General features: G+C 39.2%; 13 protein-coding genes. 12 read left to right on the plus strand and 1 reads right to left on the minus strand.

Annotated features, from left to right (window positions below; translation table 11 throughout):
• Positions 1-115 precede the first annotated feature (115 nt).
• Together QME45_06850 and QME45_06855 are read left to right on the plus strand one after the other, a co-directional pair.
• The gene (locus QME45_06850) at positions 116-1,012 is read left to right on the plus strand and encodes an NUDIX domain-containing protein (GenBank protein ID MDI6618382.1); all 897 of its coding nucleotides are present in this window, start codon (positions 116-118) and stop codon (positions 1,010-1,012) included.
• Positions 1,013-1,025: 13 nt separating this feature from the next.
• A complete protein-coding gene (locus QME45_06855; GenBank protein MDI6618383.1) occupies positions 1,026-2,483 on the plus strand; it encodes a nicotinate phosphoribosyltransferase in 1,458 nt (485 codons plus the stop codon).
• Between the two features lie 302 nt (positions 2,484-2,785).
• Here QME45_06855 and QME45_06860 read toward each other — a convergent pair whose 3' ends face one another.
• Positions 2,786-2,968, minus strand: coding sequence for a PspC domain-containing protein (locus tag QME45_06860; protein MDI6618384.1), 183 nt, complete (start codon positions 2,966-2,968; stop codon positions 2,786-2,788).
• A 473-nt stretch (positions 2,969-3,441) separates the two neighbouring features.
• Here QME45_06860 and QME45_06865 point away from each other — a divergent pair, with 473 nt between their 5' ends.
• The 10 genes from QME45_06865 (at position 3,442) to QME45_06910 (ending at position 14,121) form a co-directional block, all read left to right on the plus strand.
• Positions 3,442-4,299, plus strand: coding sequence for a MurR/RpiR family transcriptional regulator (locus QME45_06865; protein ID MDI6618385.1), 858 nt, complete (start codon positions 3,442-3,444; stop codon positions 4,297-4,299).
• Between the two features lie 254 nt (positions 4,300-4,553).
• A complete protein-coding gene (gene murQ, locus QME45_06870; protein MDI6618386.1) occupies positions 4,554-5,471 on the plus strand; it encodes an N-acetylmuramic acid 6-phosphate etherase in 918 nt (305 codons plus the stop codon).
• 59 nt (positions 5,472-5,530) lie between these two features.
• A complete protein-coding gene (locus QME45_06875; GenBank protein MDI6618387.1) occupies positions 5,531-6,946 on the plus strand; it encodes an extracellular solute-binding protein in 1,416 nt (471 codons plus the stop codon).
• 111 nt (positions 6,947-7,057) lie between these two features.
• Positions 7,058-7,972 (plus strand): sugar ABC transporter permease, encoded by a 915-nt coding sequence (locus tag QME45_06880; protein ID MDI6618388.1) that lies wholly within the window; start codon positions 7,058-7,060, stop codon positions 7,970-7,972.
• Positions 7,973-8,122: 150 nt separating this feature from the next.
• Positions 8,123-8,980, plus strand: coding sequence for a carbohydrate ABC transporter permease (locus QME45_06885; protein ID MDI6618389.1), 858 nt, complete (start codon positions 8,123-8,125; stop codon positions 8,978-8,980).
• A gap of 90 nt (positions 8,981-9,070) precedes the next feature.
• Positions 9,071-10,060 carry a GNAT family N-acetyltransferase gene (locus tag QME45_06890; GenBank protein MDI6618390.1) on the plus strand — a complete coding sequence of 330 codons (990 nt, stop codon included), beginning with the start codon at positions 9,071-9,073 and terminating at the stop codon, positions 10,058-10,060.
• Between the two features lie 2 nt (positions 10,061-10,062).
• The gene (locus QME45_06895; GenBank protein MDI6618391.1) at positions 10,063-10,764 is read left to right on the plus strand and encodes a PIG-L family deacetylase; all 702 of its coding nucleotides are present in this window, start codon (positions 10,063-10,065) and stop codon (positions 10,762-10,764) included.
• Between the two features lie 130 nt (positions 10,765-10,894).
• Complete coding sequence (gene nagZ, locus QME45_06900; protein MDI6618392.1) at positions 10,895-12,475, plus strand: beta-N-acetylhexosaminidase; 1,581 nt, start codon at positions 10,895-10,897, stop codon at positions 12,473-12,475.
• An 83-nt stretch (positions 12,476-12,558) separates the two neighbouring features.
• Positions 12,559-13,749: an anhydro-N-acetylmuramic acid kinase gene (locus QME45_06905; protein MDI6618393.1), complete on the plus strand. Its 1,191-nt coding sequence runs from the start codon at positions 12,559-12,561 to the stop codon at positions 13,747-13,749.
• Positions 13,750-13,830: 81 nt separating this feature from the next.
• Positions 13,831-14,121, plus strand: coding sequence for a demethoxyubiquinone hydroxylase family protein (locus QME45_06910; protein MDI6618394.1), 291 nt, complete (start codon positions 13,831-13,833; stop codon positions 14,119-14,121).
• Positions 14,122-14,233: the final 112 nt, after the last annotated feature.

A 14,233-nucleotide genomic window follows, 5' to 3' on the forward strand; every position in this document is an offset into this window, starting at 1 on the left:
AATTTATTTGAACTTATAAAACTTGAATCTGGCGAATGAGTGTTCAAAATAACATAATCTAATATTACGGATCGAAGTTATTTGAATAGAGGTGTTTTTTACGGATGGAAGTGAATTGAGAAATAAAAATGGTTTAACTGAAAAAGAATTTTTAGCAAGATATGATGACAGCAAATATAAAAAGCCGTCTGTAACCGTCGATATGTTGATATTCACAGTATGCAAGGGGCAAAAATCAAGCTACAGAAAACTTCCGGAAAGAGTATTAAAAATTTTAATGGTAAAGAGGGGAGATCATCCATATATCGGTCAGTGGGCGCTTCCCGGAGGATTTGTGAACATTGATGAAAGCATAAGGGATGCAGCCTTGCGTGAACTGAAAGAAGAGGTTAACATCGACGATATTTATATGGAACAATTATATACATGGGGAGATGTTAACAGAGATCCAAGGACCAGAGTTATAAGCTGTTCCTATATGTCTCTCGCAGACAGTTCAAAGCTTGATATCAAGGCAGGGGATGACGCTGCTGATGCCGGATGGTTTACGGTAAAATATAATACTGTCGAAGAAAAAAAGACAGCCGCAAAAAAAGGCTATAGGATTCAGGATTTAATTTCACTGAAACTAATAGGCGATAATACGAAACTGTCGGCGACTGTCAAGACAGTCAAGGATGTCGAAGGAAGCGTTAAAGGTTGCAGCAGAGAGGTTGTGAGTTCATCAGGCATAGCGTTCGATCATGCAAAAATAATACAATATGCAATCGAAAGGTTGAGAAATAAAATAGAGTATACAGATATAGCATTTAATCTTATGCCTGAATATTTCACACTGACAGAGCTGCAGCAGGTGTATGAGGTAATACTAGGCAGGGAACTTTTAAAAGCGAATTTCAGGAGAAAGATTTCAGGAATGGTTATTGAAACCGACAGGATAACAAAGGATGTTGGCCACAGGCCTTCAAAGCTTTATAAATTTAACCCGAATTGGGTTGAAAGTTTGTTTTAAGGAGAGGGAAAATATGGACACTGATATTAATATTAAAAATAATCTTACTATGCTTACTGATTTTTACGAAATAACCATGGCTAATGGATATTTTGAAAACGGGATAGGAGAAAAAATAGCCTATTTTGATATGTTTTTCAGGAAAGTACCGGATGACGGTGGCTTCGCCATAATAGCAGGTTTAAAGCAGCTCATGGATTATTTCAATGAACTGAAATTTTATGATGAGGATATAGAATACTTAAGGTCAAAGAAGATTTTCAGCGAGGGATTTTTGAACTATTTGAAGAACTTTAAATTCAGCTGCGATGTTTGGGCCATACCTGAAGGGACGCCGATATTTCCCTATGAACCTATCGTAACTGTGAGAGGGCCCATAATGCAGGCACAGTTTGTGGAAACGATGGTTTTAATCACTATAAACCATCAGAGCCTGATTGCGACGAAGGCAAGCAGAATTGTGAGGGCTGCACAGGGAAGGCCTGTAATGGAGTTCGGTTCAAGGAGGGCACAGGGATATGACGGTGCCATGCTTGGAGCAAGAGCCGCTTACATAGGAGGCTGTACCGGAACGGCATGTACGATAGTTGACAGGGATTATAAAATACCGGCTCTCGGCACGATGGCTCACAGTTGGGTGCAGCTATTCCCCTCGGAGCTTGATGCATTTAGAGCTTATGCAAAAATATATCCTGACAATTGCCTGCTTTTGGTGGATACGTATAATGTATTGAAATCAGGTGTTCCTAATGCCATAAAGGTATTTAAGGAAGAGGTTGTTCCAAGGGGAATAAGGCCAAAAGGAATAAGAATCGACAGCGGAGATATAACCTACCTTTCAAAAAAGGCCAGAAAGATGCTGGATGATGCTGGATTTGCAGATGCCAAGATTACCGCATCGAATTCCATGGATGAATATGTGATAAGAGATATACTTGCAGAAGGTGCAAGAGTAGATTCCTTCGGCGTTGGCGAGAGACTCATAACGTCCAGGTCGGAGCCGGTGTTTGGCGGAGTATACAAGCTTTCTGCAATTGAAGAAAACGGCAAAATCATACCTAAGATTAAAATAAGCGAAAATGTAGAAAAAATAACAAATCCATGTTTCAAACAGGTATACAGGCTATACAGCAGGGAGAACCATAAAGCAATTGCCGATGTCATCACCCTGGCCGATGAAACGATAGATGATACAAAACCATATATTATTTTTGATCCTGAATATACATGGAAGAGAAAGACAGTAACGAATTTTTATACGAGAAAACTGTTGGTTAAAATATTTGAAGGCGGAAAGCCTGTTTATGAAAGTCCTGATATCGATTCCGTCAGGGAATACTGCAAACAGCAGCTCGGTACATTATGGGATGAAGTATTAAGATTCGATAATCCCCACAGGTACTATGTGGATCTTTCCAAACCGTTATGGATTATAAAAAGTAAGCTGTTGGATGAATATTCGTGGAAATAAGTTTCAGATATATAAAATCTTCAATTCGCAATTTGAAATCAGGCATAGATGGGATTATGTTATTTTGAGCGACGAATGAGCATTATGAGAGTTTTGATAAGTTCTTGGATTCTTAAGGCTGCTGGCCTTAGAACTTACAAAACTTGAATCTGTCGAATGAGTGTTCAAAATAACATAAGTTCATATTACGAATCGAAGATATAAAATATGCACCATGCTTCAGATACGTACGTTTCACAGATACGGATACATGAAAAATCAGGCTTATCAAAGCCTGATTTTTTGCACTTACGTTATTTGCTTTATTCTTCCGGCATTATGATTGCAACAATTAAATATGCTATTAATCCCAAACCCATCGCAAAAAAGCCGATTATCCAGAGAATTCTTATGATAGTTGGATCGATATTGCAATATTCGCCGATACCACCACATACGCCCAACAGTTTTCTATTGGTTTTAGACCTTATTAACCTTTTTTCCATTTTTTATTCTCCTTTTGATATAAACGCTTTCTAATATTTTATACGTAATATTTCAGAAAAAGTCTTACAGGAAATAATATTTTTGGTGGACTAGGCAGATTAAGCCGAAAATAAGTTTCATAAAACAGAGCGGTGTATTGAAATTTTAGGCAATTTATGGTATCCTGAATATAGATGATTTTATACATCGCTGAATATATTATTGCTTCGATTTGTAATTTGAAATCGGGCATAAATTGGATTATGTTATTTTGAGCAACGAATGAGCATTATGAAAGTTTTGATAAGTTCTTGGCTTTGCTGCCGAAGAAAATCCTTAGAGCTTTTGATTGTCTGAGCGTAGGCGAGTTTCAAAAGCTCTTGGATTATCAAGGCTGCAGGCCTTAGAACTTACAAAACTTGAATCTGTCGAATGAGTGTTAAAAATAACATAATCTTAAATTACGAATTGAAGATATTATTGGAGTGATTATATGCCTGGAACATTATTAAAAATAAAGGAAGTTTTCAACAATCTCAATAAAACGGAAAAAAGGATTGCGGAATATATACTGGAGAATCCTGATGATATAATACATCTTTCAATAGGAGAACTGGCGGAAAGATGCAGTACGAGCCAGGCGGCAATAGTACGGTTCTGCAAATCGATACAGTATAATGGCTATAAGGACTTTAAGATAGATATTACACCGGATATCTTAGCTTTGCAAAAAGACGATGAAAATAAATATACGGACATAAAGCCGGGGGACAAGCTCGAAAGCATTATAGAAAATGTATGCATCAATAATATAAAATCCATCGATGATACATTGAAAATACTGGATTACAACGAGGTAGAAAGAGCGGTAGACGCAATAAATAAATCCAGGAGGATTGACTTTTACGGCGTGGGTGCTTCAGGAATAATAGCGCTTGACGGGCAGCAAAAATTTATGAGGATTCATAAATATTGCTTTGCCTATACGGATTCACACCTTCAGATAACATCGGCGGCTACTCTTGAAAAGGGCGACGTTGCGATTATTATTTCATATTCGGGAGAGACAAAGGATATAATTGAATCCGCAAAGGCAGCTAAAGAGTCGGGAGCCACGGTAATAAGCATAACTAAATACGGGAAAAGTACACTCAGTGAATTGTCAAATATAAACTTATTTCTTACATCCCCTGAAACGAGCATAAGAAGTGGCGCCATGGGTTCCAGAATAGCACAGCTTAACATGATAGATATAATATTTTCGGCAGTTGCCAGCATGGAATATAAGGATATAAAAAAGTACCTTGATAAGACTCATAAGGCGACATTGCTCAAAAAATACAATAAATAGGCAAACAAGCGTATTCAAATCAAATACTTTTTTCATAATACTTTTCAAATCAACATATGCCTTTATGGGGATCATTTTTACAGCAATTGAAATAAAGGCATATATAATAAATTCCAAATAATCTATGAAATATGATAGTAAACAATTTAAAAATAATTTTCAAAATACAATAAAATCATTGAAATTATATGTCAATATATATATAATAATATTATGTACAGACACATCAACATAAAAATATAAGGGGGGTAACTATGGATGAATATCTTGGCAGCCTGACAACAGAGCAGATAAATAAGCAAACAACTCATATAGATGTCTGCAGTACCACAGAGATACTTGAAATAATCAATTCAGAAGACATGAATGTTCCCGGGGCAGTTAAAAAAGAAATAAAAAATATTGCGAAAGCGGTAGATGCTGTTGTTAGTCATATTAAAAATGGAGGGCGTTTATTTTATATAGGCGCAGGAACAAGCGGCAGAATCGGTATACTTGATGCTTCCGAGTGCCCGCCGACTTATGGTACGGACCCCGAATTAGTCCAGGGTATTATCGCGGGGGGAAATGAAGCTGTCACAAAATCTGTAGAAGGTGCTGAAGACAGTGAGGAACTGGGCAGGAATGTAATACTGGAGAAAAAAATAACATATAAAGATGCCGTTGTTGGGATTACTGCAAGCGGGAGAACTCCATATGTGATTGGCGCTGTAAAGGAAGCTAAAAAAGTTGGGGCTCTGACGATAGGGCTAAGCAGCAATATGAAATCAAAAATAAAAAATGAAGTCGATATAGCGATAACTCCCATTGTAGGTCCTGAAGTGGTAATGGGTTCCACAAGAATGAAATCCGGAACTGCGCAAAAGCTGGTATTAAATATGATAACCACTGCAGTTATGATAAAGCTGGGTAAGGTTTATGGCAATTTGATGGTTGACTTAAAGCCTACCAATATAAAATTGCTGGATAGAGCGGTCAGAATAGTCATTTATGCGACATCAGCTAATGAAGAGACTGCAAACAAATATATTAAGCTATCGGGGTATAACCCAAAGGTGGCGATAGTCATGATCAAGACGGGGGTTTCAAGAGAAAAGGCAGAGGAACTGTTATCAAAAGGAGAAGGTTTTGTCACAAAAGCTCTTAAGATATTTGAAACGCTTAAAGATTAGGCTCTAACACCCTAAAAAGGTGATAAAAATATCTATAATAAAGGGGAGGAAATATAATAATGAAAAAGCTTAAACGAGTTTTATCAGCAGTGCTGGTAATATCGATGATAGCCGTACTGTTTATCGGCTGTGCAAAAAAAGCAAAACCCAATGAGAATACATCAAACGCAGCCGATACAATAACAGCAATGGTACCGCCGATTTCACCAAATTTCCAAAAACAGATTACTGATATCCAGGCGTCTTTCAAGAAAAAATATCCTAATCTTACATTGTCTATGGAAGCAACAAGCTGGGAAGATTTATCACAAAAGCTTGATGTTCAGGTTAATGCCGGAACTCCGCCTGATATAGCTTTTATGGGACAGGTAAACGGAGCTATCGCAAAATATCTTTCAACAGGTATGATGTTGGATATAAGCAAATCAGTTCCCAAGGAATTTTTGGATGATTTTGATTCCAATACTTTAGCATATCTTAAAAACGGAAACGGCATGTATGGTTTGCCTCTCTACATGGCTATACAGACTATCGGAGGCAATAAAAAGTTCCTTGAAGATGCAGGAATCGACTGGAAGAACATCCAAAAGAACGGATGGACTTTCGATGAATTCAGAGAAATGGTAAAAAAAGGAGTAGTTAAAAGTGGAGACAAGACCAGCCGTTATGGATTTGTGTTTGCATGCAATGGTGTAACGGCAAAGGATCTGCTTGTTATGCTTGCGATGAATGCAGGCATGCCTGCTGATTTTGATAAGGATTTGAAATTTGCGTATACTGATCCTAATTTCTTAAAAGTACTTGAGTTTGTAAGGGCACTTATAGATGACGGATCGATGCCGAAGAATTCGAATACAATAAATGCGGGGGCGCGCTGGAATATGATGCTCACAGGGCAGACTATGATTACCGGAAAAGGTATGCCTGTATTTGAAAATTCCGCAAAGGCAAATAATGCAAAATTGGATGCAAAAGATAGCAGCGCAGTTAAAGGCAGCATTAAGGTCGATTATGTTCAGCTGCCAATGCCTACCCTTAAAGGATCGCCAGAGGTTGCCGGAGGCGGCATCGATGGATATATGACATTCAAGCAGGGTAAAGAGGCAAAGGAGCAGCATGTACAGAATGTAGTTAAAGCATTGTATTTCTTGACTTCCGGCGATGTAGCCGCTAAGACTAACAGCGATTTATTCTTAGCACAGATAACAAAGAGCGGCAAAGAAGCAGCCAAAAATACAAAGGTGGATATTGATCCGGATAACCTCGCAATGACTACCAAGTTAACCGGTGAAGTATTTGAGCCGCGTCCGGATATTACACCTGAACTCGCGGCAAAATCCACGGATATAATGACAAAGGTTATGGTTCCGAAGTTCCAGGCTTTGCTTGCAGGAGAGGCTACACCTCAGCAGATGTATGATGCTGTTAAAGCCGCAGCTATAACGGCATTTGGACAGGATGGAATAAGAAAATAGGTAATCTAAAATATTGAGTGGAAGCACTCCCTCAATTCCCGGGTCAAATTCCCGGGACAACTGAGGGAGTGCCATTTGTATTAAAATCTTCTTCCAGGTAGGGGGGATATTATGAAAACGCATAATAAAAGATCAGCAAATACAGGAAAGAAACTTTTAAAAAATGAAGAATATATGTGGGGCTATTTGTTTATCGGCGTACCTATTTTAGTGTTTCTGGTTTTTACAGCATATCCGCTTGTCAGTGCATTTATAATAAGCTTTCAAAAATATAAGCCCCTTGGCTCGGAATGGGTGGGTTTAGCAAATTATAAATCGCTGCTGCATGATTCGCTCTTTGCCAAATCGATTATTAATACTATTGTATATACAATCGGCGCGGTGCCTGTAAACTTGTTCATCTCGTTTTCCCTTGCATTATTGATTTTTCCCTTAAAAAAGTGGATGCAGACAACTTTCAAGGCGGTATATTATCTGCCGGCGGTTGCATCCGGCGTTACCATTTCAATTGTCTGGCTGTGGATATTTCAACCGCTTCCCGGCGGATTGCTAAATAGATTGATTTCCGTATTTGGAATAGCAAACCAGAACTGGTTAGGCTCATCCAAAACAGCGATGCTTTCGCTCTTGATTATGACCTGGTTAGGGGGACAGGGTAAAAGCATTATTATTTATATCGCGGCTATGGGCGGCATACCTGAAAGCTTGTTTGAAGTTGCCGATTTAGAGGGTGCATCTTTTCTCAAGAAAGTATGGTATATAGTAATACCACTGCTCAAACCTACGACACTCTTTCTTGCCGTAACAGGCGTAATAGGATCATTTCAGGTATTTGCCAATGCATATCTGATGACAGGCGGAGGTCCGGACAATGCCACTAACACCATAGGTCTGCTGATTTTCCAGAATGCATTTACATTCTTCAACTTCGGAGTTGCATCGGCACAGGCTTTGGTATTGACTGTGATGATTGTAATCGTAGCATCTCTGCAGTTCAAATATCTCGGCGGAGATGTGGAATATTAGGATATGCTTGAATTGTAGGTGTATAAGATTATTTGAAGAATATTCTTCAAATATAAATATGCGTCCTTGAATTTCAAAAGTTGCATGAGGCTTGTAATACATTGGAAATGTCCGGGAAAGATAAATTGTTGATGAAGGGAATGACTGTAGTTGCTATATACAAATAAAGGGAAAAACAAACTAAATAGAACTCTTGCGACAATCGCTACCGTAATATTCCTGTTTATGTTTGCGATTGCAACGCTTTTTCCGATATACTATATGATCATATCGGCGTTTGGGCCTCCTGTTGAATCTGCTGCTGAAAGTTACAGCATAATCCCGACCTCCTTTACGCTGGATTCGTTTAAATTCTTCTTTAATTTCAGCCCTTACTCCCTGAGGTGGATTCTCAATTCATTCATCGTTGCAAGTACTACCACCATTTCAAATGTGATTTTCGCAGGGATGGCAGGATATGCTTTTTCAAAAATAAAGTTTCCAGGGAGGAAAGCTCTGTTCTGGATACTGCTTTGTACAATGATGGTGCCATACCAGGTTGTACAGGTTCCGCTGTATATACTGGTAGTGAATATATTAAAAATGTCCGACAGCTACAGAGCACTGATATTGCCGGGGCTTGCAGGGATATACAATATATTCCTCATGAAACAATTTTTAGCCTCGCTTCCATATGAACTTATTGAAGCAGCAAAGATAGATGGATGCAGCCATGGAAGGATTTTCTTCCAGATTGTTGTCCCTCTTTCAAAAACAGTTTTGGCTGTAATAGCCATATTCACTTTTATGGATAACTGGAACACATTCTTCTGGCCATTGCTTGTTACCAAGTCCATAAGCATGGAGACCATACAGGTTGGCTTGACCAATTTCCGTTTTGCAAATACTACGTATTTTTCGCCTATGATGGCCGGTGCTACGATCGCCGCACTGCCTATGTTCATATTGTTTTTCTCTCTGCAAAAGTATTTCCTGCAGGGTGTTACCGTTGGTGCCATTAAAGGATGATGTAAAAACAAGGCTTTGCTTAAGCGAAATGCCGATTTTTAGGCATCGCTCTTTGGCATAGCCTAAAATAAAAACGGGAGGGTGGATGATATGGAGATAGTAAAATTCAATGATGGGTATCTTAAGGACGTTGTACATTTATGGAATAGCTCATGCGGTTTTGAGATGCCTTATAAACCATTTACAGAGGAGGGATTTAAACTCAAGTTTATCAACAATCCTCACTTTTCATACGATGGAACATTTGTGTGTACTGATGGAGAAAAAGTTATCGGATTTGCGAATGCCTTATTTAAAAAAAGCTTCCTGCCGGGGGAAACGTTTGAGAATACCCCGGGATATATAACTTTTGTGATCGTGGATAAAGGTTATAGATACAAAGGAGTAGGTACGGCACTTTTAAAAAGAGCAGAGGACTATCTTAAAAACAGCGGGAAAAAGAGGAGCCAGATGGACTTTTTTAATCCCATAAATCTTGAGTGGTATATCCCGGGTACGGACCGTCATGATCATCCAAATGCCCCTGGAGTGGATATCGAAGGTCCCGGTTATGAGTTTGTAAAGAAAAACGGATATATAGAGAGAACGAGGGAAATCTCCATGTATCTTGACCTGAAAAGATTTGAAATCGATGAAAGCATACTAAAAAAGAAACTTGAACTAAAGCAAAGAGGAGTAGATATAGGATACTATGATAAAAATAATCACACCGGATTTGACGGACTTTTTGACAATTTAGGGAATGAACTCTGGAGAAAGGAAATAGACGATGATTTATCCCGTGAAAAGCCTTATCCTGTATTGGTGGCAAGCAAAAATGGCAGGATATGCGGATTTGCAGGGCCGATAAGCATGGAAAAGAGCGGCCGTGGTTTATTCTCAGGTATAGGTGTGGATTCCAATTGCCGTGGTATGGGTATAGGAAAAGTGCTGTTTTTCATGTTATGCGACAGTTTCAGAAAAGAAGGAGTCAAATTTATGTCCATATTTACGGGAATAGATAATCAAGCAAGAAAAATATATGAAGCCGCAGGGTTTAAAATCGTAAAGACCTGGGCTTTATTCAGAAAGGAGCTTTAAACATGGAAAGAAAACATATTCATATTATGGCTATAGGAGCTCATATAGGAGATATGGAGCTTACTGCAGGCGGAGTACTTGCAAAGCACTCTCTGCTCGGCGATAAAGTTACGCTTGTCCATTTAACTGCAGGGGAGAAAGGAAATCCTCCTACAAAGACCGTAGATGAATACAGAGCTCAGAAGATAGCCGAGGCCGACAAATTTGCCAAGATGATAGGCGGAGAAGCCATAGTGCTGAATTATAAGGATGGAGAGCTTCCGGACAATGATACTGTCAGGTTTGAAGTTTGCGATATCATAAGAAAATACAAACCGGATATACTTATAACACACTGGAAAAACAGCATGCATAAGGATCATGCCTTAACTTATAAAATAGTTCTCGATGCCCAATTTTATGCAGGGATAAAAGGGTTTGAGAGAGAGTATCCTGCACATTTTGCAGCAGGTCCATATTTCGCTGAAAACTGGGAGGACCCATATGATTTCAAACCATATCTTTATGTAAATATCAGCGAAGGTTATGATTTATGGATGAAGGCTTTAAGATGCCATTGGTTTGTTACAAACAGCGCCTCATTTAAATACCTTGAGTATTATGATGCATTGAGCAGAGTAAGGGGACTTCAAATAAGGAAAGAAAGGGCGGAAGCGTTTTCAGTGGATCCTATGGCTGTTAAAAAGGTAATCGATTCGTTTTAGCAGATAGAGTGTTCAAAATAAAAACATATGATTTCGTGAAAGGGTACATTTTATATTCTTCAAATAGTTTGATGTTGGATGAATCGAGCTTATGGAGAAATGCCATATTTATTAAAGGATGGGTCGATTTATGAATATAAAGGATATGACTCTTGAACAGAAAATAGGACAGATGATAATGGCGGGGTTTCCATCCGATAGACTGGATGATCATATTAAAGAAATAATCAAAAAATATCATATAGGGAATATCATACTATTTGCAAGAAATGTAAAAGGTAAAGTTGATCTGGCCAATTTAAACAGAAGCATACAGGAATATGAGATTGAAAATACTAGCATACCCGCTTTTATATCCATAGATCAGGAAGGCGGAATGGTTACAAGGATATATGAAGGGGCAACTTTTATGCCGGGGAATATGGCAGTTGCCGCTGCGGGATCCTTCGAGGATGCCTGCAAGGAAGGCCGGATAGCAGGTGAAGAGCTTAGAGCTCTTGGCATAAATGTAAATATTGCTCCCGTTCTGGATGTGAACAATAACCCTGAAAATCCTGTAATAGGGGTAAGGTCTTATGGAGATGATCCTGAAAAGGTGGCAGGCTTTGGGTCAAATTATATAAGAGGGCTTGAAAAAGGTCAGGTAGTTGCAACCGCCAAGCATTTTCCGGGCCATGGCGATACGAGTATCGACTCGCATCTTAGCCTACCCGTGGTCAATTATAGTATGGAAAGGCTGCAAAAAATTGAGTTGTACCCTTTTAAAGAAGCGATAAGCGCCGGTGTTGATGCCATAATGACCGCTCATATACTTTTTACTGCGATTGAAAACAGGAAAATACCTGCAACACTTTCCTATAAAGTTTTAACAAACCTTTTAAGAGAAAGCATGGGCTTTAAGGGGATAATAATGACCGACTGTATGGAAATGAAAGCCATATCCACATATTTTGGCACCTCAAAGGCGGCAGTAATGGCAGTTAAGGCAGGAGCCGACATTGTATGCATATCGCATACCCTATCTCTGCAGATTGAAAGCTATAACGCCATAAAAGATGCAGTGTTAAATGGAGAAATAGAAGAGAAAAGAATCGATGAATCTGTAAGCAGGATAATCGATATGAAAAGAAAGTACAACTTGTTTGAAAATCCATATCCGGATATGCAAAAGGTAGAGAGAATAGTGGGATGCGCTGAGCACAGGGAGTTTGCAAAGAGCATAAGCAGTAGAAGCATAACCCTTGTGAAAGACAAAAAAAGGCTGATCCCTGTAAAATATAAAAATATTGTTTCAATATCCACAGAACCTGCCGCACTGACGGGAGCCGACGACACGATCATAAAAAAGGAAACATTCTGCAGGGCGGTTAAGGAAGAACTCGGCGGGGAGGCTTATGTAATACCTCTGAATCCGGATGATGATGCAATAAAAAATATGGTTGAGATGTGCAAGGGTGCAGATGTTGTGATAATAGGCACATATAATGCAAACTTAAATAAAGGGCAGGCTAAACTTGTAAATAAAATCAACCGGATCAACGGGAATACTATTGTTGTGTCGCTGAGAAATCCATATGACATTATGGTATTTGATGACGTGCCGGCATATATATGCGCTTATGAATATACTAAATTATCATTGAAAAGCGTGATTGACGTGCTTAAAGGCAGGCAAAAGGCTGTAGGTTCGCTGCCGGTTAAAATCAGATAGAATATTGATTTTTGAGAACTCATTCAAGGCTTATGGCAGGTTAGATTAGATATAAATGCAGACAGGAGGCAGACCGATTCAGCATGGAAAGGCTTTTAAGGTTATTCAACAAGAAGGAAAGATTAGTGATTGGACTTATGTCGGGGACATCTGCAGACGGTATAGATGCGGCTCTTGTGAAAATATCCGGTGAAGGGATCCATACAAAGGCCGAACTCATACACTTTGAGAATTTTTCATATGATGAAAAGACGAGAAATGATATATTCAGGTTATTTAACGTTGAAGAATGCAGAGCCGATTTCTTATGTCATATGAATTTTCTGCTCGGCGAACTTTTTGCAAAGGCGGCTATGGACCTTACCGCAAAAGCAGGATACAACATGGACCAGATAGATTTGATAGGATCCCACGGGCAGACGGTATATCATATTCCCGTACCAATAATAGATAGTGGATATGAAGTAAGGTCCACCCTTCAAATAGGAGAATCAGCAGTAATCGCAGAGAGGACGGGAGTTGTGACAGTGTCGGATTTCCGTGTCAGAGATGTTGCGGCAGGCGGGCAAGGAGCGCCGCTGGTGCCCTATACAGAATTCTTATTGTACCGGGACGTGGGAAAATCCATAGGGCTTCAGAACATCGGAGGAATAGCAAATATAACGATACTTCCTCGAAATTGCAGCGTGGACGATGTTTATGCTTTCGATAACGGGCCGGGGAATATGGTTATAGACGAGGTAGTAAAAAGAGTAACAGGCGGAGCAAAGAGGTTTGATAATAACGGAGAGATGGCCCTCAATGGAAAGATCGATATTGAGCTTTTAAATTTCCTTATGGATAATAAGTATTTTAAGGTCGAACCTCCCAAAACATGCGGAAGGGAATATTTTGGCTCGGAATTTACGGATAAACTGATGGAAAAGGCCGCATTATCAGGTATTTGTAATGCCGACTTAGTAGCCACGGTTACAGCTTTTACTGCAAAAGCAATCAGCGATAGCATAAGGGATTTTGTTATTCCAAAATGTCGTTTGGACAAACTCATCATCAGTGGCGGCGGAAGTTATAACAGCACACTTGTGGACATGATAAGGAATTACCTTCCGTGCATTGAAGTAATTACCCAGGAGGATATGGGATTAAACAGCGATGCCAAAGAGGCCGTCGCTTTTGCCGTGCTGGCAAATGAGGCCATAAACGGAAACTGTAACAATGTTCCCGGAGCAACAGGCGCTAAAAAAAAGGTGATAATGGGGAAAATTTCTCTTTGATTATTGAGTCTTGATTTGGCTTCTGTATATTTTTTGAATTAATGCAAAGAATAAGTTAAAACGTTGAAAGGGGTTTTAACTATGGCTTTGCTTGGCAACCCATTTATAGCAAATGTTCAAAAACAGATGTCTCACGATGAACTTGTTCAGGCTATCCGGGCAGATTATGCAGGAGAGCTCGAAGCGATAATAGGTTATGAAGCTCATGCGATGTCAACAGGGGACGAGAGAGCTAAGAAAATACTCTATCATATTGCCGATGAGGAAAGGCAGCATGTGGGAGAATTGCAGCAACTTCTCTATATTTTGTGCCCTAAGGAGGAGCAATTTGTAGAGAAGGGTAAAAACGAGGTAAAGAGCAATCAGATATAAAAAACAGGCGGCAGTTGACAGATAATCGTTAACTGCCGCCTGCCGTTTCAAAAGTCCATTGTTCAAAATAACATAAGCTTTATATTACGAATCGAAGCTACATAAAAATGGG

It is taken from the genome of Clostridiales bacterium (assembly GCA_030016385.1).
GTDB lineage: Bacteria > Bacillota > Clostridia > Clostridiales > Oxobacteraceae > JASEJN01.

Bases quoted from the DNA above. Each gene is read 5' to 3' on its own strand.
- QME45_06855 (MDI6618383.1), top strand. From the start codon at position 1,026: ATGGACACTGATATTAATATTAAAAATAATCTTACTATGCTTACTGAT.
- QME45_06860 (MDI6618384.1), bottom strand. From the start codon at position 2,968: ATGGAAAAAAGGTTAATAAGGTCTAAAACCAATAGAAAACTGTTGGGC.
- QME45_06865 (MDI6618385.1), top strand. From the start codon at position 3,442: ATGCCTGGAACATTATTAAAAATAAAGGAAGTTTTCAACAATCTCAAT.
- murQ (MDI6618386.1), top strand. From the start codon at position 4,554: ATGGATGAATATCTTGGCAGCCTGACAACAGAGCAGATAAATAAGCAA.
- QME45_06875 (MDI6618387.1), top strand. From the start codon at position 5,531: ATGAAAAAGCTTAAACGAGTTTTATCAGCAGTGCTGGTAATATCGATG.
- QME45_06880 (MDI6618388.1), top strand. From the start codon at position 7,058: ATGAAAACGCATAATAAAAGATCAGCAAATACAGGAAAGAAACTTTTA.
- QME45_06890 (MDI6618390.1), top strand. From the start codon at position 9,071: ATGGAGATAGTAAAATTCAATGATGGGTATCTTAAGGACGTTGTACAT.
- QME45_06895 (MDI6618391.1), top strand. From the start codon at position 10,063: ATGGAAAGAAAACATATTCATATTATGGCTATAGGAGCTCATATAGGA.
- nagZ (MDI6618392.1), top strand. From the start codon at position 10,895: ATGAATATAAAGGATATGACTCTTGAACAGAAAATAGGACAGATGATA.
- QME45_06905 (MDI6618393.1), top strand. From the start codon at position 12,559: ATGGAAAGGCTTTTAAGGTTATTCAACAAGAAGGAAAGATTAGTGATT.
- QME45_06910 (MDI6618394.1), top strand. From the start codon at position 13,831: ATGGCTTTGCTTGGCAACCCATTTATAGCAAATGTTCAAAAACAGATG.